The sequence below is a fragment of the Pigmentiphaga sp. GD03639 genome (genome assembly GCF_029845405.1).
GTDB classification, from domain to species: Bacteria; Pseudomonadota; Gammaproteobacteria; order Burkholderiales; family Burkholderiaceae_B; genus Pigmentiphaga; species Pigmentiphaga daeguensis.
In genome coordinates this window covers 25,534-45,761 of the sequence record NZ_JAOCLR010000001.1, presented here as the reverse complement: position 1 = coordinate 45,761, position 20,228 = coordinate 25,534, and the positions used below count along the sequence as shown (strand labels likewise).

The following is a 20,228-nucleotide window of genomic DNA, read 5'->3' as shown; positions in this document are numbered from 1 at the left end:
CGCTACGAGGGAAGTCCCAGCAGGCGCGCGGCGTTCAACCCTGCAACCAGCCCCCGTTCATCCTCTGTGAGCGCAGTGCGCTGCAGCAACTCCAGCGGCCTGGTTTCTCCCATGTCGTATGGGTAGTCGGTTCCCAGCAGGACCTGGAACGCCCCATATTTGCGCACCAGCCAATCGAGCTGGTCCGGGTCGAATACCATCGTATCGAAGTACATTCTTTTCAGATAGTGACTCGGGGCATGCTGGCAATGGGCGTGGCAGTCGGGGCGCACACGGTGGGCGTGGTCGAAACGGCCTATGTAGGAAGGAAGCAATCCTCCGCCATGGGCGACGCAGATCTTCAGGTCCGGATATTCGTCCAGCACACCGCCGTAGATAAGGTGGGCCAGGGCCACTGTGGAATCCAACGGATTGCCGATGATGTTGTTGAGGTGGTACGGCGCCAGACGATCGCCGTGGGTGAAACCGGTAGGGTGCAGGAAAAGAATGGCGCCCAACTCCTGCGCGGCATGGAAGAACGGATGAAACCGTGGGTCGGACAGCTCCGTGCCCGCCACATTCGTCGAGATTTCCACCCCCGCCATGCCCAGTTCGCGCACGCACCGCTTCATCTCCTCGACAGCCAGCCGAGGGGATTGCATGGGGACGGTTCCCAACGCACGCATCCGCGTGGGATGCCGTGCAGCAACCTCGGCCAGCCCATCGTTGACGGTACGGGCGATTTCGCGCCCGAGCGATTCGTCTGCCCAGTAGGCGTAGTGGTTCGGCGCTGGCGATATCACTTGGATATCGATCCCCATGGCGTCCATGTCCGATAGCCGGCGGTCCGCGTCCAGCAACTGTATTCGACAAGCCGCCGCCATGGCCGCGCTGGCCTGGCGTGTTTCCAGGGTCTGGAAGCGCTGGGTCGTATCCGGCGTGGGCGGCAAATGGGGGCGGGCCAGGGCCTCGGCGGCCGGGACCAGCATGTGGCAATGCATGTCGACAACGATCTTGTAGGGCCGGTGTGCATGAGCGGTCATTGGATGGGCGCTCCCTGATACCGGTCAATGGCTGGCTCGATGCGGCCGCTGCAGTCACCGAACCCTATGCTGGCATATCCATCGCGGGTGGCGCGGGCCTTCAGTGTCAGGCTGTCGCCGTCTTCCAGGAAGGTGCGCGGCACGCAATCCACCAGCAGCGAGGGGCGTTGAGGGCTGATCGCATCCAGAAAAGTGCCGAAACTGCCTTGATCGGGACCGGTTACCGTGCCCGTGCCAAACAGATCGCCCGGCCTGAGATTGCAACCGTTCGAGGCGTGGTGCGTGACCATCTGGGCGGGCGTCCAGAAGAGGTGCCCGGTCGACGAGCGCGAGATCAGCCGAGGTTCCTCCAAGGGCGGCGCGGTCAGCCAGACTTCCAGCTGCAACTGGGGCATGCCTTCCAAGACGTCGAGCGGATGGTGCAAATAGGACAGAGGCAGAGGGTCTTCCGGCCGGCGCTTGAATGCCGATCCACGGAATGGCGCGAGCGCTTCGGGGGAAATCACCCACGGTGAAATCGTGGTGCGGAAGCTCTTCCCCAGGAATGGACCGAGGCGGGGCGATTCCCACGACTGGATATCCCGGGCCGACCAATCGTTCACGATGCAGTAGCCGGCGATATAGTCAGGAGCCTCGTCGATGTCCACGGGCGATCCAGGCTCATTGGCGCGTCCGATCCAGATACCGATTTCCAGTTCGAAGTCAAGCTTGCGCGTGGGTTGAAAGACCGGAACGCCCGACTCGTCGGAGAGGTACTGCCCCCAAGGCCGGCGAACCGGCGTGCCGGAAGGAGCCACTGACGAGGCCCTGGCGTGGTATGCGATGGGAAGGTGCCGGTAGTTGGGCAACAGCGGATCGGGCTGGCCCCGGCGGCGGCCGCCGTTGGCCGCATGGTGTATGCCGGCGTTGAAGTCGGTGAAATCGCCGATCTCGCACGGCAGCAGCAACCGGCAGTCTTGCATGTCGTGCAGGAAAACGCTGGCGCTCTTGCGCGCCGTGTCAGACCGGCTCGTGCCTATAGAGAACAGGCTGGATAAGGCTCGCCGAAGCGCCTGGCGATGCCTGGCGGAAAGCGCAATCAGCGCGTTGCCGGCGTCGTGGCAAATACGCTGCGCGGCCGCTTGCGCATCTCCTTCCAGTAGGCCTGTCGCCAGCAAGCCGCCGAGATCGATTACCGAGTCGCCCAGGGCGACCCCCGCTCTTGCCTTGAGATCGCTCCCCAGCAGGAAGCGTCCCAGCGGCAGGTTCTGGACAGGAAAGTCAGGGTGTCCGTTGGCCGATTCGATCCAGCTCCGGCGATCGCCGTCGTGCGATTCGTCAATGGGGGGAAGGTACATGATGGTTGCCGTATCCTCGTCCGAGGTCAAAAGCGATGTGTCACGCCCACGCCGACAACCGTCTGGCGGCTGCTGGAAGATGGGCCTTCGAGATAGAGCGCCGCGCGTGGAGCGGCGGCGCCTCCGGCCCATTGCGAGATCACGCGCACATAAACGTCGGTGCGCTTGCTGAGAAAGTAATCGAGGATGCCATAGGCGGTCGTCCAGCGTGCGTCCCCCAGGCGGGAGTGGTTCACGCCCACCGAGGGGCGAAGACCTTCTCCCTGAGGAACGGCCGAGATGCCCGCCGACAGCGTGTTGATGCGTTCAGAACCGGTGCCGGCGCTGAGCTTGGTCGTGGTGTACTGGCCAAGAACCCGCCACCTGGCGAAGTCGTAATAAGCACCTAGGCCGGCTATCGTGTCATTGGTGACGATGGCGCTGGTGGTGGCGGGAAAGGCAAGCCCGAAAAGATTCGCCAGGCCCACGTCGTTCGCAGGCCTGTGGGTAACGCCATCGAGCTTGAGCCAGGCCGCCGTGACGCGCAGCCGCCCTTGCTGGTAGGTCGCGCTTGCCCCCAGGCCCTTGCCGGAGTTCGTAGCCGAGGTGCCGTCCTCTTTGAATATGTACATCAGCGAGCCGGTCAGGCCACCGAATGTCGGCGTCCGGTACTTGATGGAGTTGTTCACGAATACGCCTGCGCTGCGGTCCCAATTGCCGGTATGCACGGCCGTGATCGAATTGAACCGCGGCGGATCGACGCCCACCAGGTCGATGATCGTGTCGTACTGGCGCCCTAGCGTGAACCCGCCCCACTGCCGGCTTTCCAAGCCGACGATGCTCTGGCGCCACATGGTGCTGGTACCGGTGTCGACGGCGACCGAAGCCTCCAGCCGGTACGTTGCATTCAGTCCGCCCCCCAAGTCCTCGCTTCCCCGCAGGCCGAAATAACTCGGTTCATGCCGGGTTTCGGCGCGGGAGATCGAACTGCCGTTGACGTTGTTGTTGCGGTACACGCCGATATCGAGCACGCCGTATAGGGTCACGCTGCTCTGGGCATGAACGGGTTCTGACGAGAGGCACAAAGCACCCCATGCGGCAACAAGCAAGAGTCTAGTTCTGCTCAAGTTATCTCCTCCATTTATTGATCTGTAGTAGCCACGCAAGAGCAAGCAGCAAGCATAGGCACGCGCTGCGCGGCTGGAAAATCATTTAGGAGGATGGAACGCATAAGCGCCGCGGATAGCGGTGCGGCAAGGTCGCGGATCATTCGCAGCGCCTATGGCTTGGATCCGCAAAAACGATTTCCCGGCCGCCCCGTAGCGTCGCTAATCTAGCGATCCGGGTTCATGGCGAGGCGTATATGCCGGGGGTTGTCCCTGCTCTCCCGGAGGAGACTAAATTGAAAAATCACGACAAGGCAGCCGCTCCGGTTACCAAAAGAAGGGCATTGTGTTCTTTCCTGTTTGCCATGGGCGCCGGCGCGGCCATGCCCGCGAAGGCACAATCGCCGGGATTCCCCGCCAAATACATCACGGCAATCATTCCGTTCGGCCCCGGGTCCGCAGCCGATCAGCATATGCGGTTGCTGGCCGAAGGCATGTCGCAGGTGCTGAAGGTACCGATCATCATCGATCCCCGGCCGGGCGGAAACGGGGCGCTTGCCTACAACGCTTTTCGCAACGGACCGGCCGACGGCTCCTGCATCATGCTGACCACTTCCACGACGCAGGTCGCCAATCCCATACTCCTGGCCCAGCTGCCCTTCGATCCCATCCGAGACCTGAAACCGGTCGCCGGCGTCTCCAAGCTGTATCAGGTCATGGTCGTCAAGCCGGATTTCCCTGCAAAATCGGTCAGCGAGTTCATCGCTCTGGCAAAGGAGAAGCCGGGCAAGCTCACGTTTGGCAGCGGAACCTCGGTATCCCGGCTTGGCGGGGAACTGTTTGGCGTGCTCGCGGGCGTAAAGATGCTCAATGTCCCCTACAAGTCCACACCCAATGCCATGACGGAACTCGTGGGCGGTTTCGTTGACGTGATGTTTTGCGACCTGCCTGTTGCCACGCCCATGATTCGCTCGGGGCAGGTACGCGCGTTGGCCGTGGGGTCGGCGCGGCGATTGTCGGCACTGCCGGAAGTCCCCACGCTGCAGGAAGCGGGCGTGCCCGACTACGAGTTTTCGGCCTGGTCTGCCTTGTACGTGCCGCCAGGAACCCCGGACGAAGCAGTGGCCCGTCTGCACGATGCCATCACGCAAGCAAACAGGACCAAAGCGGCGGACAGGTTCAGGGATGCCGCGTCGCTCGACCGTTTCGATGTCAGCCCCGCGGAGCTCGCGCGGTTTCAGAAAGACGATCTGGCTCGGTGGAAGCGAATCGCTGCCAAGCTGGGCATCACACCCGCGTAAAACATCTTGAGGTTCTTGAAGACATCATGGCTATAGTCGGAATTCGTCGTGTTACCTATGGGGTGCACGACTTCGCCGCCAGCACCCGGTTCTATCGTGATTTTGGCCTCGTAGCCGATGGCGATGATGAAAGTCGTTGCGATTTCACCTTGCCGGACCTGTCCGTCGTTTCGCTGCGCAAGGCAGACGATCCCGAGTTGCCCGCGGCGTTTGAAGCCGGGCCCGGCGTCAGGCAGCTTACCTGGGCAGTGGATACGATGCAGGCGCTGGAGACTTTCGAGAAGTCGCTGTCTACCGACCGCGAGGTCAAACGTATTTCCGGACAGGCGATATCTTTCGTGGACGATGCCGGCCTGCCTACCGTTCTGGAGTTGTTCACGCCCAGGCCGGTGACCTCTCCTGCGGATCCGCTCAACGCGCCGGGCCGCATCGAGCGTTGGAATCAGAACCGGCGCTGGTATGCCGAGGCCAGGCCCAAGGTGATGCAGCACATCGTGTTCGCCCATCCCGATGTGCGGCGGACCGCCGCTTTCTATGTCAACCGGCTCGGATTCCGCATCAGCGATATCCAGGATGGAGGCGGGTTCTTTCTTCGCGCGGATGGCAGGAATGAACACCACAACATCTTCTGGCAGCCGGGCAAGTCGCTGTCGTTCCGCCATATTGCGTTCGGGGTCGAGAGTATCGACGAGATCATGGCGGGCGCTGCCAACATGAATAGAAATGGCTGGCATAGCGCGCTCGGGCTGGGGCGTCATCGCATTTCCTCGACTTTCTTCTACTACATCCCCAATCCTGCGGGAGGGGATGCCGAGTATTCCTCTGACACGGACTACCTCGACGACACGTGGGTTCCACGCGTGTGGGGTCGCAAGTTCGGCCACATATGGTGGGTATCCAGGCCCCGGGACGAGGCGCCGGCGGAAGAGGTCCGCTTGACGCGTCCCGAGGAGCGCGTCCTGTGAGCCGGAGCATGCAATTGCCATTCGGATTTGGCAGCTTTTCCATCGCTGGCTGCGCACCGTTTCCCGCCGTGGTGTGCGGCGACCAGGTCTTGGCGCTTGCCGCCATCAATCGCTGGCGGCATCAGACCGGCATACGCCTGCACGGCGAAGAATGCCTGCTCGAGTTCGTCGAAGATTGGGACGCGAACATCGACTCGGTGGCCCGTTTTCTGGAGCGTGAGCCGGCCGACTGCCAGGCCCTGTGGAAGCCGGCCGGGCAGTTGCAAGTGCATGCCCCGTTCACTCCCCGGCAGATTCTTTGCACCGGAGCCAACTACCGTCAGCATGTCATCGACCATGCGGCGGATTTCGGCGGCGGCGTGAACGACCAGGCCAGTACGGCCGAACAGCGGCGCGAGCAAGCCCAGGCGAAGATCGACGAGCGAGCCAGAAACGGCATGCCCTACGCGTTCGCGAAGTTGCCCAGCACCGTCATCGGCCCCTTCGATCCCATAGCCCTGCCTGAGGACATCGAGAAGCCGGATTGGGAGCTCGAGCTGGCTGTCGTGATAGCCAGGCCTGCTCGCCATGTGCGCCGGGAAGATGCCATGCGCTATGTGGCCGGCTATACCATCGCCAACGACATTACCGCCCGTGACAGGCTGTTCCGCCCGGACATGCGCGCCATCGCTTCCGACTGGCTGTCCAGCAAGTCTCCCCCCAGCTTCATGCCCTTCGGCCCTTTCATCATGCCGGCCAGATTCGTCGCCGATCCGCATGATTTGCACATGACCCTGGCACTCAACGGCCAGGTCATGCAGGATGCAACGAGCTCGGACATGATCTTCGATATATCCCGACAGATCGAATATGTCTCCAATCGCGTTGCCCTCGGGCCCGGAGACGTGATCCTGACGGGGTCGCCGGCGGGCAACGGTACGCACTACAAGCGCTTTCTGAAAGCAGGCGACGAAATCATCGCGTCTATCGCGGGCCTTGGGTCGCAACGCAATACCTGCGTATCGGAAGGAGCGCATGCATGACATCGGCATCGTCGGAAATGCGCGCACTGATCATCGGTGCGGGCATAGGAGGGCTATCCGCGGCGATCGCGCTGGGAAAGCGCGGTGTCAAGGCCCATCTGGTCGAGCGCAGCAAGTCATGGGACGTATACGGCGTAGGTATCATTCTTCAGTCGAACGCCATACGCGCGCTGGATGCGCTGGGCTTGTCTGACGCCTGCGTGGCGGAAGGTTTCCCGTATTCCGTCAGCTCGTATTTCGACGCCGCGGGCAATATGCTGCGCAACCGCCCCAAGCCGAATGTAGGCGATTCGCGCTTCCCATCATCTTGCGGCATCCAGCGCCGCAGCCTGCATCGCATCCTGAGCCGGGAAGCCCTGTCATTGGGCGCCCACGTGGACCTGGGCACGACCGTCACTTCGCTGACTCAGCATGCTTCTCATGTCGAGGCGCAGCTGAGCGATGGGCGGCGGCTCGTCTGCGATCTGGTCATTGGCTCGGACGGAGTGAACTCCGCGACCCGCCAGATGCTGTTCGGCGACGTGGTTCGTCCTGTTTTCACCGGCCAGGGATGCTGGCGGTTCACGGCGCCGCGTTTGCCGGAGGTAGACAGGGCCATATTTCAACGTGGCGAAAAAAGCGTCGCGGGACTGATTCCCCTGGCCAACGAGCAGATGTACCTGCTGCTCCTGACCCCGGAGCCTGAAAATCCGTGGTTCAAGACCGAGGAGTTGCAGGCCGGCCTGGCGCAACGTCTCGAAGGCTATGGGGGCCTGGTCGGCAAGGTGGCAAGCAAGCTGCCGGCGGGCGAGGACATCGTCTACCGGCCGTTGGAGCCGCTGTTGCTCCCCGCCCCCTGGGCCAAGGGCCGCGTGGTATTGATCGGCGATGCGGTCCACAGTACGACGCCGCACCTGGCCCAGGGCGCGTCCATGGCATTCGAGGACGCTGTCGTGCTCGGAGAGCTGCTGTTCGACTCCGGGCTGGATGTCCCGAGCGCCCTGGCCAGATTCACGTCGCGCCGGTTTGCCCGTTGCCAACGCATTGTGGAGACGTCCAAGCAGCTGGGCTGCTGGCAGTTGGAACAATGGGCCGGCCGGGGCTATGGCAATGCCGATCCTGTCGGCTTGTCCGCGCAGGTCCTGGAAGAACTCCGAGCGCCCATTTGATGGAACTCCCCTTGATTGCCCAGCAGTTCGGAGACCAGACTGGCGCGGCGCTGCGCAGCCGGTTGGCCCGCCACTTGATCATCGATGCAGCGCCCGGCCCCGAAGGCTGGAGCCACGATACCGAAGTCCTATTGGCAGCGCCGACGCAGGCCTGGCGCGGAAAACCTCGTCCTCGAGGATGGCCAGGAGCGACCAGGTGGGTCCAGCTTCCGGGAACGGGAATCGATGCCTATCCGGAATGGATGTTCGACGTACCCTGCGTCACCACCGCCGCGGGGCTCAATGCCCCGTTCATCGCCGAGTTCGTGATGGCCACCATGCTCGGTTTCGAAAAGCGCTTTCCTGAAGCTTGGATCAAGGCGGCTGACGACTGGAAGCCCCGGATGTCAGGAACATTGCACGGGAAAATGCTAGCCCTGGCCGGCGTGGGCGCGGTAGGCACCGCGGTAGCGCGGCATGCGTTGGGATTCGGGATGCACGTCGTGGCCCTGCGCCGGACGCTCGCCGCTCCCATGGACGGGGTGCAGGCTGTCATCGATCCCATGCGGCTCGCGCCAATGGCCGATCACCTGGTTCTTTGCATGCCGTCCACCCCGCAAACCCGGCATGTCGTCAATGAGGCGTTCCTTGCGGCTTGCCGACCTGGGCTGCACGTCGTCAATGTCGCGCGAGGAGATCTGATCGACCAGGAGGCGCTGCTGCGCGGGCTGGATGATGGGACCGTGGCGCGCGCCTCCCTCGACGTGGCAACGCCTGAGCCGCTGCCGGACAAGCATCCGCTGTACACCCATCCCAAGGTGCGCCTGACTCCGCATCTTGCGTGGAGTGCTCCGGGAGCCGTCGACAAGTTGCTGGATTTTTTCGTCGGCCAGCTCGGTCTGTTCATCACGGGCCAACCGTTGAAAAATCGCGTGCCCCCTCCGCTTTCTCATCCGATCTAGGCCTGACATGCAAACAAACGAAGAAACGCCCAAGTATCCGATGACTATTCCACCCGCCATGGAGGATGCGCGCGAGGAAACGGAAAGGCGCCGTCGCGAACTCGCGATCGGCTGCCGCCTGCTTTCCAGCTTGAATCTGGACTGGGGAACGGCGGGGCACATTACTGTCCGGGATGCCCGCCAACCCGATTGCTTCTGGGTCAACGCATACGGCCGCCATTTTGGAACGCTGACGACAAACGATCTGCTGTTGGTCGACAAGAGCGGAAAGGTGCTTGCAGGCGACGGCATCCTCAATCCTGCGTCGTTTGCCGTGCATGCGGCCATACACGAGGCCAGGCCCGATGTTCTGGCCATTGCGCACGGGCATTCGACGCATGGAAAGGCGTGGGCCAGCCTCGGCCGCCAGCTCGACCCGATTACCCAGGATGCGTGCGCCTTCTTCGACGACCATGCGGTACTGGAACTGTACTCGGGCATTGTGCTTAGCGACGAAGAGGGGAAGCTTATCGCCCGGACCCTGGGCTCGCGCAAAGCCCTGCTGTTGCAGAACCACGGCTTGCTGACCGTAGGCACGACCATCGAATCGTGCATCTTCTGGCTTGTCTCGCTGGACAATGCCTGCAGGGTGCAATTGCTCGCGGAAGCAGCCGGCCAGCCGCGCGCGCTTCCCGAGGAGGTAGCAAGGCGTACCCGGCGTGCCATAGGCCGAGAGGTAGTGGCGTACTTCGGATATCAGAATCTGCGGCAGAAGTTCATTGCCGATCATCCTTCTCTAGAGCATTGCCTATGAGCACGGCGAATTTCCTCAAGTGGGAAACCGGCATGCGGGAACTGGCGGACGGGGTGTTCGCCTATGTGCAGCCCAACGGTGCCCACGGCAATGCAGGCTATAGCAATGCTGGCCTAATCGTCGGCCCCGAGCATTGCGTGGTTATCGATACCCTGGGCACCAACTCGATGCACGAGGCGTTCATCGGCGCGATCCAGCGCGTCACCGACAAGCCGGTCGGCCGTGTACTGCTGACGCATCATCACGTGGATCACATCCTTGGCACGCACCGATTCCGCTCCGCATGCGTCATCTGCCATCGCGCCTGCCGGGCCAACATCGTCAACGGCGGGCCGGACGCGGCGGCGCGATGGGCGGCGAAGCGACCGCACTTCGCGGCCGATTTGCGCGACATCCCGGTGATCGTTCCTGACCTGACGTTTGAAGACCGGGTGTTCCTGCATCAAGGCGAACGCGAAATCGTCTGCTTTCATCCAGGAATCGCCCATACCGATGGAGACGCGGTGGCCTGGCTGCCTGCCGAGCGGATCCTTTTTACCGGCGATCTGTTCTTCAATCGCGTTTGTCCAGCCGCATTTGCCGGAAACATGGCCGGCTGGATCGCCGTGGTGCGAGATCTGCTGAAAATGGACGTGGACGTCATCGTGCCAGGGCATGGTCCGATCAGCGACAAGGCCGGCCTGGCATCGATGTTGAACTATCTTGAAACGATAGACCGTTGCTCCAGGCAGGGATTCCAGGCCGGCGCGAGCGCCGAAGAGGTAGCCCGGAATATGGACCTGGGCGATTTTCGTCATTGGGCCGATACCGAGGAACGGCTGCTGGAAGACGTGCGGCGCGTATATCAAGAGCTTGTGGACGCGCTTCGCCGAACGTAGTCCCGGAGAACCCTGCGGAATCCGGAACCCGCGAGGTATTTCAATGGTATTTCAACTCGCGCAGGTTTCGAGCGAAAAAAGAGCGGACCAAAAAGAGCGAATGCGGCGGCGGATCAACGTGCAACGGCTTTCCCAGGCTTGGCCTCGGGCCTGATATCGGCCAGCCCGGCGCCCCAGGCGGCCAACATGCCTTGCGCGACATCGCGAAAGCCGGGGTAGCGCGCGGCATGGTCGGAGACTATCGGCGCAACCCCGTGCACGGCTTGCGTGATCCGTTCACGCGCCTCGTCCATGTCCGCCCTGCTCAGGCCCAGCCGCGTGGCCCCATAGATCGCGAGCATGCTGCCCGATGCCCACACGCGCTTGCCTTGCAAGGATAGCGCAGGCAGGTTCGTCGCGAACCTCGGATAGACGGTGCTGCTCAGGACGTCGTAGACCGGCGCCAACCGGACATCGTCGACGTCGGTATAGACCAGCGCGAAGTTTTTCAGGTGCGCATCGGCATTGCGAACGGCGTAGTTCAACAATATCAACGCATAGAGGCGGCGTGCCGCCTCCTTGAATGCGGCGCGCGGCACGTAGGCGCGGGTGAGCTTGGCCAGGTCCTCCAGCGTCCCCTTGTATTTGTTGACGGCGTCATTGGGCTTGAGCGCGCAGTAGTCCTCGACCGCCAGCATCCTGCCGCCCGCGGTACGGTCGAAGCGCCGTACCGCCAACACCTGCCCGTCGGCGGACAGTCGGGCCTCGGGCACCTCGAGACCGGCTGCGCGAGCGACTTCCAGGCAAAGGAACTCGTTGATCGCGAGCCCAGGCAGGTCATCGAAACCCGTCTTCAGGATGAACTCGTCCGTCCAGACCGTCGCCCTGTCCTCGGGCCGCACGAGCGCCTTGGGCATGATGCCGGACACCCCTTCCGCCACGCCGCCTTCCAATAACCGCAGCAGGTTTTCCCGCGAGTCCGCCGACGCGAGCAATCCCGCCATGTCGGCCTTGCTGGAGGCGGTAGCGAGCGTGGCGCCGCGCGGCACCACCTGGACGCGGCCGATCGTGTTGGCACCCGTCAGCGCAAGCAGGCCGAAATCGCTGACGTCGGCATGCGGGCCCAGGCGCCGGATCATCAGATCCTTCTTGAATCCCTCCGGCAGATTCATCTGGAAGAAGGGATGCAGCGTCTTCCAGTCGTACGATGCCGCACGAACCGGCATGAGTAGTGACACGAAGCGATCCGGCGGCGCGTCGGGCAGATAGCTGAAAACATACCGGGCCGCTTCCTCGGTAAGCGTCCCCACCCGTTCGCCGCTCACATGGACATCGAGCGTCGCGCGGCTCATGGCTGGCGCTTCGTGGCTTTCGGGCCGCGCGCGGAACGCTTGCGCACCCGCTGGCGCACCGCGGTATCGGCCGCCTCGGCCGGCTCGGCCAGGACGTCGTCGAGCGTGCGCTGATGCCCTGGCCGACGCGCGATCAACTCCAGCCCCACAGCATCGAAAAGGCTCAGCATCTTGACCGCGCCGATTTCAGGCAGGGCCCCCGTCTCGAACATGCTGATACGGCCGCGGGCCACGCCGCTTATCTCGGCGACCTGCTGTTGAGTCAGCTCGGCGGCCATGCGGGCGGTGCGGAAGGCTTCCCCTAGTTCGGCAAGATTCATGTTCTACATCCGAAACATTATTGGCAAAAATCGCGATAATGAATCGTATATCGAACATTAAACTGCCGCAAGCAATGTTCTTTATGTAAGACACTATCCGGCAAAAAACCCTATAACGTCTTTTATTCGATACATTAAATCAACTGCCGCCCAAAACAAAAACGACGTCCGCATCGCCAGATGCAGTACGTCGTTTTTGAATGAAATCCTGGTGGAGCGGAGGAGGATCGAACTCCCGACCTTCGCATTGCGAACGCGACGCTCTCCCAACTGAGCTACCGCCCCACGTGCAGACCGAAACTATACCGTATTTTTCTGGTACGTGGGTGGCGCCTCGAATAAGGACGCTCCGTCGCCGCCCGCCGGCGCGATTTGAGTTACGCGCCGTCTTGCCCAACAATGCGGCATGGACAGACGGATCCGGAACCCTGGCGGCGGCAAGGCGCGAACCTCCCCGGGAATAGGCGCGCGGGCCGCGAAGCTGGCCGCCTCGTCGCTGGCCGTGGCCTGGCTGGCGGGCTGCTCGCTGCCGCCGCTGGCCGACCGCTCCGTGTCATCGGCCCTGGCCCCGGACGTCTCGCGCCAGACCGCGCTGGGCCGGGTCATCGCCCCGCAGGCCGATGCCCATCCGGGCAAGACGGGCTTCCACCCGCTGGCCGACGCCCGCGACGCCTTCGCCGCCCGCATGCTGCTGGCCCATGCCGCCGAACGCACGCTGGACATCCAGTACTACATCTGGCGCGGCGACATGACCGGCACCATGATGCTGGAGGCGCTGCACGCCGCGGCGGACCGCGGCGTGCGGGTGCGTCTGCTGCTGGACGACAACGGCATAGCGGGCCTGGACGAGACCCTGGCCGCGCTCGATGCCCATCCCAACATCGAGGTCCGGCTGTTCAACCCGTTCGCCATCCGGCGTCCCAAGATGGTGGGCTACCTGTTCGAGTTCTCGCGCCTGAACCGGCGCATGCACAACAAGTCGTTCACGGCCGACAATCAGGCGACCATCGTGGGCGGCCGCAACATCGGCGACGAATACTTCGGCGCGACCGATGGCGTGCTGTTCGCCGACCTCGACGTGCTGGCCGTGGGCGGCATCGTGAACGAGGTCTCGGCGGACTTCGACCGCTACTGGGCCAGCGTCTCGGCCTATCCGGTCGCCCAGTTGCTTGCTCCCGTCCCGGCCGCCAGGCTGGACGAGTTGGCGACCGATTCGGCCTCGATCGAGGCCAGCCCGGCCGCGGCCGCCTATGTGCGGGCCATGCGCGAGCAACCCTTCGTGCGCGACCTGCTGGCGGGCACGCTGCCGCTGACCTGGGCCCCCGCGCGCATGGTCAGCGACGACCCGGCCAAGGCGCAGGGCCAGGCCACGCCCGATGGACTGCTGGCCCATCAACTGGCCGCCATCATCGGCACGCCGGAAAAGGAACTGGACCTGGTGTCGCCCTACTTCGTGCCGGGCGCCCAGGGGACCGAAGCTTTCGCGGCCATGGCGCGACAGGGTGTGAAGCTGCGGGTGCTGACCAATGCGCTGGAGGCCACCGACGTGCCTGTCGTGCATTCGGGCTATGCCCGGCGGCGCAAGGACCTGCTGGAGGCGGGCGTGCGCCTGTATGAAATGCGCAGCAACTCGCACCACAGCGGCAGGCCCGAAGGCAAGCCGCTGTTCGGCAGTTCGGGCTCCAGCCTGCACGCCAAGACCTTCGGCGTGGACCGTACCCGGGCTTTCATCGGATCCTTCAATTTCGATCCGCGCTCGGCCAACCTGAACACGGAGCTGGGTTTCGTCATCGACAGCCCCGAGCTCGCCAGCCGGATTTCCGAGGCATTCGACACCACCATACCGGACAGTGCCTACGAGGTCGGCCTGGCGCCGGAAGGCGGCCTGTACTGGCTCGAGCGCCGGGACGGCCGCACCATCCGGCACGACACCGAACCCGGCACCGGCCTGCTCAAGCGGCTGGCGATCCGGCTGATGTCATGGCTGCCCATCGAACCCCTGCTGTGACGCGGGCCGGTCCCGCCGTCAATGCCCGGTGCCGTCGGAATTGCGGCTGGCCTCGAACAGGAACCACGTGCGCCGCTCGGCCTCGTCTATCCAGTTCTCGATCAGGCTGGCGGTGGCGATGTCGCGATGGGTGTCGCAGATCTCGTGCGCCTCGCGCAGGTGGCTGGCCAGGGTCTTGTTGTCCTCGCGCAGCTCGGCCAGCATGTCCAGCGGCTGGACGTAGTCCGCGTCGTTGTCCAGGATGCGCTGCAGCTTGGCGATATGGCCGATGGACTTGATGGTGGGCCCGCCTATCTTGCGCACGCGTTCGGCGATGACGTCGGTCATGGCGAAGATCTCGACGCCTTGCTCGTCCAGCAATACGTGGTAGTCGCGGAAGTGCGGACCGCTCATGTGCCAGTGGAAATTCTTGGTCTTCAGGTACAGGGCGAAGACGTCGGCCAGGATACCGTTGAGCACGCCGCTGAGTTCGCGCGTCGCTTCCGCGCCCAGGTCGGTGGGGGTGGCCAGCGGGGCCGCGCGGCGCTTCTTCAACTTGCCTTGACGTTCGGTGTCCATTCGCTTCATGGCATGCTCCAGGGGAGAGGTGAGGCGGGCGGCGCGGGGGCGCAGGCCGCGATGGCCGTACCCGCCGTCCGATTATGAAAGGCATGGGACGCCAGATCAACCGAGCGCCCGACTAATGGTAAACCCGTAGCCCATCCATGAATGGGTGTAGACTAGTGCGCTCTCGTATTCCGGCCGGCGGCAAGGACTCCACCGCCCGCCGCCCCATCCTGAGCCCTGCCGCTTGAACTCCGACTCCCCTTCGCTTCCGGCATCGACGCGCTCGCTCTGGAAAGCCCGCGCGCTCGTGACGATCTCGCTCATGACCGGCGTCATGGGCAGCAGCGTTCCCACGCCGCTCTATCCGCTCTACCAGGCGCAACTGCACCTGCCCTCGTTCACCACCACGGCGATCTTCTTCGCCTATGTGGTCGGCGTGCTGAGCGCGCTGCTCGTCGGCGGCCGCCTGGCCGACAGGGTCGCGGACCGCCGCCGGCTGCTGCTGCCCGCGCTGGCCATGGTGGCGACCGGCGCGATCCTGCTGGCCCTCGCCCATAACCTGGGCATGCTGCTGGCAGGCCGCCTGCTGGCGGGCCTGGGCACCGGCACGCTGACCGGCGCGGCCAACGCCGCGCTGCTCGATCTGGAACCGCCGCAGCACAAGCAGCGCGCCGCGCTGTTCGGCACGGCGGCCTTCACGCTGGGTTCCATCCTCGGGCCGATCCTGAGCGGCGTGGCCCTGCAAGCGGGGCTCTACCCCACCGTCCTCCCTTTCCTGGTCATCGTCTCGATCGCCCTCGCCGTCGGTCATGGGCTGTGGCGCCTGCCGCTGCGCCGGACCGCCCCGCCGGCTCCGGCGCAGCATTCGCCGCAGGCCGTGCATGCGTCCGCCCGCGCCCTGCCCGCCCGGCGCGTCACCCAGTTGATGCTGCTCTGCTGCATCACGCTGTCCATCGTCTGGGGGGTCGGCTCGTCGCTGATGGCGATGGGACCGTCGCTGGGCGAGAAACTGCTGGGCATCCACGACTATGCGCTCAGCGGCTATGCCAGCTCGCTGCTGGCGGCCTGCGCCGGCACGGCGCAATTCCTCAGCCAGCGTACGTCCAGCACGTCCGCCTTCCGCTACGGCAACGTGGTATTTGCCAGCGGACTGGCCTGCGCCGTCGCCTCGCTGCTGGCCACCCAGGCCTGGCTGATGGGCCTGGCGGTCCTGGTCACCGGCCTGGGGTTCGGCGCGGCGTTCATCGGCGCCGCGGGCATCGTCAACCAGATCGCGCCGCCCCAGCGGCGCGGCCTCATGGTCTCGCTGTTCTACATCGCGGGCTACATCGGCAACGCATGGCCCATGCTGCTGGGCTTCATCACCGACCACGCCGGTCCCATGACCGCCGCGATGACGCTGCTCCTTACCGCCATCGCCGCATCGGCGGGTTTCGTGATCCTGTCCCGCCGGCTGCTGCCTGTCCGCTCCTGACGAACGCGCGGTCCGCTGTCCCAAGTTACCCACCCCCGGTGTGGACAACTTTGGGGACAGCCGTGGGACTACACAAAAAAACCTTTTTTCACCAACGACTTACCCGACGTGATGAAAAATTGGGCACGCCGATGAAACCGGATGGCTCTCCCTCCATGACCGACCGACGTACCTTTCTCGTTACCGCCGGCGCCCTGGCCATGGCCGCCATGGGCTACGCGCCGGCGGGCGCGGCGGCGCCGCTCAGGCTGGGCGCGCGCGCGCCTTTCTCGTTCGACCACCTTGTGCGCCAAGCGCGCGAGGCCGCCACACGCCCGTTCCAGGCCACGCCCATGCCGAACTGGCCCATCCTGGAACGCCTGGACTATGCCGCCGTGGGAGAAATACGCTTCAAGCCGGACCATGCCCTGTTCGCCGACGGCCCGGGCCGGTTTCCGGTCACCTTCTTCCACCTGGGCCGGTTCTCGCCCACGCCGGTGCGCATGTACGTCCTGGACGGAGACGGGGCCGGCCAGGCGCGCGAGATCCTGTACGACGAAAGCTATTTCGACATGCCCGCCGACAGCCCCGCCCACGCGCTGCCCCCCGGCATCGGCTTCGCCGGCTTCCGCTTCCAGGAAAGCCGCGTGGCCGGCCCGGCCGCGCCGGACTGGCGCACGAACGACTGGGTCGCGTTCCTGAGCGCCTCTTACTTCCGCGCGATCGGCGAACTCTATCAATACGGCCTGTCGGCGCGCGGCATCGCGATCGATATCGCCGTCCCCGACCGCGCCGAGGAATTCCCCGCATTCACGCACATCTATTTCGTCCCGCCGGCGGCCGGCAGCGATACCGTCACGGTCTACGCCCGCCTGGACGGTCCCAGCATCACGGGCGCCTTCCGCTTCGACATGACGCGCGGCAAGGCGGTGCTGATGGACGTCGACGCGGCCCTGTTCCTGCGCCGGGACGTCGCGCGCCTGGGAATCGCCCCGCTGACGTCCATGTACTGGTTCTCGGAGGTCTCCAAGCCCACCGCCATCGACTGGCGGCCCGAGGTGCACGACTCCGACGGGCTGGCGATGTGGACCCGCGGCGGCGAGTACATCTGGCGGCCCCTGAACAATCCGCCGCGCATCATGGCCTCGGCGTTCGGCGACGATAATCCGCGCGGCTTCGGCCTGCTCCAGCGAGACCGGAACTTCGACCACTACCTGGACGGCGTCCACTACGAGCGCCGCCCCTCGCTATGGGTGGAACCGCTGGGGGACTGGGGCCCGGGCGCCGTGCACCTGGTGGAGATTCCCACCGATGACGAGATCCACGACAACATCGTCGCGATGTGGGTCCCGGCCTCCCCGGCCAGAAAAGGCGACGAGCACCGGCTGAAGTACCGCCTGCACTGGACCGACCGCGAGCCCTACCCGCCGGCCACCGCGCGCTGCGTCGCCACGCGCCTGGGCAACGGCGGACAGCCGGGCCAGCCTCGGCCGCAGGGCGTGCGCAAGTTCATGGTGGAATTCCTGGGTGGCCCGCTGGCCGGCCTGCCCTACGGCGTCGCGCCCGAAGCCGTGCTGTGGGCGTCGCGCGGCAGCTTTTCCTACGTATACGTCGAGGCGGTGCCCGACGACATCCCCGGCCACTGGCGCGCCCAGTTCGACCTGACGGTGGACGGCACCGACCCCGTGGAGATGCGCCTCTACCTGAAGAGCGGCGAACTGACGCTGTCGGAGACGTGGCTGTACCAATACCATCCGCCGGGCGGCGGCGCCTGATCGCGCCGGGGGCCTCCCCCGGCCGGCGGGTTTTCCAATAGACTCGCAGAACACCGCCCGGAATCCGCTTCGATGGATTACTCCACCAAGAACATCAAGAAATTCATCTACAGCCAGTACTTCTACATGGGGATCCGGCAGGCGTTGGGCGTGCTCATGCCTGCTCTGGTGCTGCTGGGGCTGTTCCATCACGCGGCCCTGGGGCTGGCGGCGACGTTCGGCGCCATGTGCGTGGCCATCGTCGACCAGCCCGGGCCCTTCCGGCACCGGCGCAACGAGATGCTGGGCTGCGCACTGCTGGGCACGCTGGCGGCGGCCATCACCGCGCTCGCCTCGCCCTACCCGCTGGCGCTGTGGATCGCGGTGATCGCGCAGTGCTTCGGCTTCTCGCTGCTGGCGGTGTACGGCCGCAAGGGCGGGCTGATCGGCTTCGGCTGCCTGCTGCTGATGACGCTGACCATGCACGACGTCCTGGACGCGCGCGCCGCCGCCCTGCACACCGCCGCCGTCCTGGTCGGCGGCCTGTGGTACACGGCGTTCAGCCTGGCCGTGAACCGGCTCCTCTGGTACCGGCAGGCGCAGCAGGCGATCGCCGTCTGCATCTTCGCCTCGGCCGAGTACCTCGAAGCCAAGGCCCGCTTCTACGATCCGGACGTCGACATCGAAGACAACTACCGGCAACTGATCGCCCGCCAGGCCGCCGTGGCCGAACAGCAGGAAGCCGCGCGCGACGTGGTGCTGCGCGAACTGCCCCGCCGCTCCGATCGCCGGCGCGACCAGTACCGGACCATGCTGTTCAATCTGTTCATCGACATCGTCGACCTGCACGAGACCATGGTCGCGGTCCATACCGACTACCTGCTGCTGCGCAGGATGTTCAAGGATTCCGACCTGCTGGTCTTTTTCCGCGACCTGCTGCACAAGCTCTCGCAGGACACCGAGGCCGTGGGCCTGGCCGTGACGCAAGGCATGCCCAGCAAGAGCAGGGTCACCGTCAAGGCCGAAGTGCGAGCCATCGAATACGAGATCGAACTGCTCAAGCAGCGCGGCTTCCCCGAGGCCGAGCCGGAAGCCTACGCCGCGCTGATCTCGACCTTCCGCCGCGCCCGCAACGCCGCCTACATCGTCGACCGGCTGCGCCGCCATACCGACGTCGCTCACCTGGACGAACCGGGCTCGCTCCAGGTCGACGCCTCGCTGCAGCGCTTCCTGTCCCGCCAGGACTTCAAGCTGGGCCGCCTGAGCAGCAACTTCCGATGGAGCTCGCCGTATCTCCGGCACGCACTGCGGGTCACCTTGGCAGCGGCGATAGGCATGACCATCTCCAGCGAGTGGCTGATGCCGCACCATGCCATCCACGGCTACTGGGTGGTGCTGACCATACTCGTCATCATGAAGCCCGGCTTCGCCCTGTCCAAGCAGCGCAACCTGCAGCGCCTGGCCGGAACGCTGATCGGCTGCGCCCTGGTCCTGGCCCTCCTGTTCTTCGTGCACAACAAGTTCGTGCTGCTGGCGGCGATGTTCGTGGCGGTCGTCATGGCCAACAGCCTGGTGCTGCTGTACTACGTCGGCAGCTCCGCCTTCAATACCGCCTTCGTGCTGCTGAGCTTCCACTTCCTGGCGCCGGGCTCGCTCATGGTGGTGGGCGAGCGAGCCATCGACACGCTGGTCGGCTCGGCCATCGCGCTGGCCTGCAGCTACGTCTTCCCCTATTGGGAATACCGGATGCTGCGGCCGCTGCTGCGGCGCGCGATCGAGGCCAATCGCCATTACCTGATGGCCAGCCTGGGACTGGCCGGCACTTCGGTCGACAACGTCGAGATGCACCAGGAAAACGTCGACTACCGGCTGGCGCGCAAGAACGTGCACATCGCGTTCGGCAACTTCACCAACTCGTTCTACCGGATGATGCTGGAGCCCAAGTCCAAGCAGCGTTCACCGGCGCAGTTGAACAGCCTGGTCATCCAGTTGCACGACATGGCCGCGCAGGTGGGCGCGGCGGCGCCGCTGATCGCCGCGCTGCCTTCGCTGCCGCCGCCGATGACCGAGACGGTCGCGACGGTGGACCGCCTGCTGCGCGACGCCAACGCCGGCAAGCCGCCCCAGCCGGACGAGGACGACCAGCTCAAGCAGCTGACCCGCGACATGGACGGCGCCGTGGCGGCCGCCCAGGCCGGCACCGCGCCGGCCGACGCCGAGCGCGTGCTGGTCTTGCAGCAGCTCGCCTACCAGATCAAGCAGATGGCCAAGACCGCGCTGCTGATACGCGCCACGGTCCCGCAGGTGCACTAGGGCCAGTTCCC

Annotated in this window: 17 protein-coding genes and 1 tRNA gene; 11 read left to right on the top strand and 7 right to left on the bottom strand. The window is 64.8% G+C overall.

The features are described 5' to 3' along the window. Nucleotides 1-2: 2 nt before the first annotated feature. From N5K27_RS00210 to N5K27_RS00200, 3 genes are read right to left on the bottom strand one after another with little or no spacing between them, the layout of a single operon-like run. Nucleotides 3-1,022 carry an amidohydrolase family protein gene (locus N5K27_RS00210; protein ID WP_279813559.1) on the bottom strand — a complete coding sequence of 340 codons (1,020 nt, stop codon included), beginning with the start codon at nt 1,020-1,022 and terminating at the stop codon, nt 3-5. Continuing rightward, nucleotides 1,019-2,359: a fumarylacetoacetase gene (gene fahA, locus N5K27_RS00205; protein ID WP_279813556.1), complete on the bottom strand. Its 1,341-nt coding sequence runs from the start codon at nt 2,357-2,359 to the stop codon at nt 1,019-1,021. Before fahA ends, N5K27_RS00210 begins: the two co-directional genes overlap by 4 nt. Before the next feature lie 26 nt (nt 2,360-2,385). After that, on the bottom strand, nt 2,386-3,465 hold the full coding sequence (locus N5K27_RS00200) for a porin (RefSeq protein ID WP_279813553.1): 1,080 nt from the start codon (nt 3,463-3,465) through the stop codon (nt 2,386-2,388). Between the two features lie 275 nt (nt 3,466-3,740). On the opposite strand from N5K27_RS00200, the gene N5K27_RS00195 reads away from it, so the two are divergent. Genes N5K27_RS00195 through N5K27_RS00165 form a run of 7 tightly spaced genes read left to right on the top strand, consistent with a single transcriptional unit; the run spans nt 3,741 to nt 10,492 of the window. Continuing rightward, nucleotides 3,741-4,745, top strand: coding sequence for a tripartite tricarboxylate transporter substrate binding protein (locus N5K27_RS00195; RefSeq protein WP_279813551.1), 1,005 nt, complete (start codon nt 3,741-3,743; stop codon nt 4,743-4,745). A gap of 26 nt (nt 4,746-4,771) precedes the next feature. Next, complete coding sequence (locus N5K27_RS00190; protein ID WP_279813549.1) at nt 4,772-5,710, top strand: VOC family protein; 939 nt, start codon at nt 4,772-4,774, stop codon at nt 5,708-5,710. An 8-nt stretch (nt 5,711-5,718) separates the two neighbouring features. Then, nucleotides 5,719-6,732, top strand: a complete 1,014-nt coding sequence (locus N5K27_RS00185; RefSeq protein WP_279813547.1) for a fumarylacetoacetate hydrolase family protein — start codon at nt 5,719-5,721, stop codon at nt 6,730-6,732. Continuing rightward, entirely contained in the window at nt 6,729-7,880 is a 1,152-nt protein-coding gene (locus tag N5K27_RS00180) for an FAD-dependent monooxygenase (RefSeq protein WP_279813544.1), read from the top strand. Before N5K27_RS00185 ends, N5K27_RS00180 begins: the two co-directional genes overlap by 4 nt. Beyond that, nucleotides 7,880-8,821 carry an NAD(P)-dependent oxidoreductase gene (locus N5K27_RS00175; RefSeq protein WP_279813540.1) on the top strand — a complete coding sequence of 314 codons (942 nt, stop codon included), beginning with the start codon at nt 7,880-7,882 and terminating at the stop codon, nt 8,819-8,821. The genes N5K27_RS00180 and N5K27_RS00175 overlap by 1 nt, the downstream gene beginning before the upstream one ends. Before the next feature lie 7 nt (nt 8,822-8,828). Next, the gene (locus N5K27_RS00170) at nt 8,829-9,614 is read left to right on the top strand and encodes a class II aldolase/adducin family protein (RefSeq protein ID WP_279813537.1); all 786 of its coding nucleotides are present in this window, start codon (nt 8,829-8,831) and stop codon (nt 9,612-9,614) included. Continuing rightward, nucleotides 9,611-10,492, top strand: coding sequence for an MBL fold metallo-hydrolase (locus N5K27_RS00165; RefSeq protein ID WP_279813533.1), 882 nt, complete (start codon nt 9,611-9,613; stop codon nt 10,490-10,492). Before N5K27_RS00170 ends, N5K27_RS00165 begins: the two co-directional genes overlap by 4 nt. Nucleotides 10,493-10,605: 113 nt before the next feature. Here N5K27_RS00165 and N5K27_RS00160 read toward each other — a convergent pair whose 3' ends face one another. From N5K27_RS00160 to N5K27_RS00150, 3 genes are all read right to left on the bottom strand, one after another. Next, the gene (locus N5K27_RS00160) at nt 10,606-11,823 is read right to left on the bottom strand and encodes a type II toxin-antitoxin system HipA family toxin (protein WP_279813531.1); all 1,218 of its coding nucleotides are present in this window, start codon (nt 11,821-11,823) and stop codon (nt 10,606-10,608) included. Continuing rightward, on the bottom strand, nt 11,820-12,143 hold the full coding sequence (locus tag N5K27_RS00155) for a helix-turn-helix transcriptional regulator (protein WP_279813528.1): 324 nt from the start codon (nt 12,141-12,143) through the stop codon (nt 11,820-11,822). The genes N5K27_RS00160 and N5K27_RS00155 overlap by 4 nt, the downstream gene beginning before the upstream one ends. A 209-nt stretch (nt 12,144-12,352) precedes the next feature. Further along, nucleotides 12,353-12,428 (bottom strand) — tRNA-Ala (locus tag N5K27_RS00150). Nucleotides 12,429-12,549: 121 nt separating this feature from the next. On the opposite strand from N5K27_RS00150, the gene N5K27_RS00145 reads away from it, so the two are divergent. Then, nucleotides 12,550-14,151: a phospholipase D family protein gene (locus tag N5K27_RS00145; RefSeq protein WP_279813525.1), complete on the top strand. Its 1,602-nt coding sequence runs from the start codon at nt 12,550-12,552 to the stop codon at nt 14,149-14,151. A gap of 18 nt (nt 14,152-14,169) precedes the next feature. Here N5K27_RS00145 and N5K27_RS00140 read toward each other — a convergent pair whose 3' ends face one another. Then, on the bottom strand, nt 14,170-14,718 hold the full coding sequence (locus N5K27_RS00140) for a DNA starvation/stationary phase protection protein (protein WP_087838189.1): 549 nt from the start codon (nt 14,716-14,718) through the stop codon (nt 14,170-14,172). Nucleotides 14,719-15,004: 286 nt separating this feature from the next. Between N5K27_RS00140 and N5K27_RS00135 the strand changes: the two genes are divergently transcribed. The 3 genes from N5K27_RS00135 to N5K27_RS00125 all read left to right on the top strand — a co-directional run bounded on the left by N5K27_RS00135 (nt 15,005) and on the right by N5K27_RS00125 (nt 20,217). Continuing rightward, nucleotides 15,005-16,171 (top strand): MFS transporter, encoded by a 1,167-nt coding sequence (locus N5K27_RS00135; RefSeq protein ID WP_132980376.1) that lies wholly within the window; start codon nt 15,005-15,007, stop codon nt 16,169-16,171. 155 nt (nt 16,172-16,326) lie between these two features. Next, a complete protein-coding gene (locus N5K27_RS00130) occupies nt 16,327-17,925 on the top strand; it encodes a glucan biosynthesis protein D (protein ID WP_279813520.1) in 1,599 nt (532 codons plus the stop codon). Between the two features lie 72 nt (nt 17,926-17,997). Then, on the top strand, nt 17,998-20,217 hold the full coding sequence (locus N5K27_RS00125) for an FUSC family protein (protein WP_087838185.1): 2,220 nt from the start codon (nt 17,998-18,000) through the stop codon (nt 20,215-20,217). Nucleotides 20,218-20,228 lie beyond the last annotated feature (11 nt).

Coding starts and splice junctions, on each gene's coding strand:
- N5K27_RS00210 (WP_279813559.1), bottom strand. CDS start 1,022: ATGACCGCTCATGCACACCGGCCCTACAAGATCGTTGTCGACATGCAT.
- fahA (WP_279813556.1), bottom strand. CDS start 2,359: ATGTACCTTCCCCCCATTGACGAATCGCACGACGGCGATCGCCGGAGC.
- N5K27_RS00190 (WP_279813549.1), top strand. CDS start 4,772: ATGGCTATAGTCGGAATTCGTCGTGTTACCTATGGGGTGCACGACTTC.
- N5K27_RS00185 (WP_279813547.1), top strand. CDS start 5,719: ATGCAATTGCCATTCGGATTTGGCAGCTTTTCCATCGCTGGCTGCGCA.
- N5K27_RS00180 (WP_279813544.1), top strand. CDS start 6,729: ATGACATCGGCATCGTCGGAAATGCGCGCACTGATCATCGGTGCGGGC.
- N5K27_RS00175 (WP_279813540.1), top strand. CDS start 7,880: ATGGAACTCCCCTTGATTGCCCAGCAGTTCGGAGACCAGACTGGCGCG.
- N5K27_RS00170 (WP_279813537.1), top strand. CDS start 8,829: ATGCAAACAAACGAAGAAACGCCCAAGTATCCGATGACTATTCCACCC.
- N5K27_RS00165 (WP_279813533.1), top strand. CDS start 9,611: ATGAGCACGGCGAATTTCCTCAAGTGGGAAACCGGCATGCGGGAACTG.
- N5K27_RS00160 (WP_279813531.1), bottom strand. CDS start 11,823: ATGAGCCGCGCGACGCTCGATGTCCATGTGAGCGGCGAACGGGTGGGG.
- N5K27_RS00155 (WP_279813528.1), bottom strand. CDS start 12,143: ATGAATCTTGCCGAACTAGGGGAAGCCTTCCGCACCGCCCGCATGGCC.
- N5K27_RS00145 (WP_279813525.1), top strand. CDS start 12,550: ATGGACAGACGGATCCGGAACCCTGGCGGCGGCAAGGCGCGAACCTCC.
- N5K27_RS00140 (WP_087838189.1), bottom strand. CDS start 14,718: ATGAAGCGAATGGACACCGAACGTCAAGGCAAGTTGAAGAAGCGCCGC.
- N5K27_RS00130 (WP_279813520.1), top strand. CDS start 16,327: ATGACCGACCGACGTACCTTTCTCGTTACCGCCGGCGCCCTGGCCATG.
- N5K27_RS00125 (WP_087838185.1), top strand. CDS start 17,998: ATGGATTACTCCACCAAGAACATCAAGAAATTCATCTACAGCCAGTAC.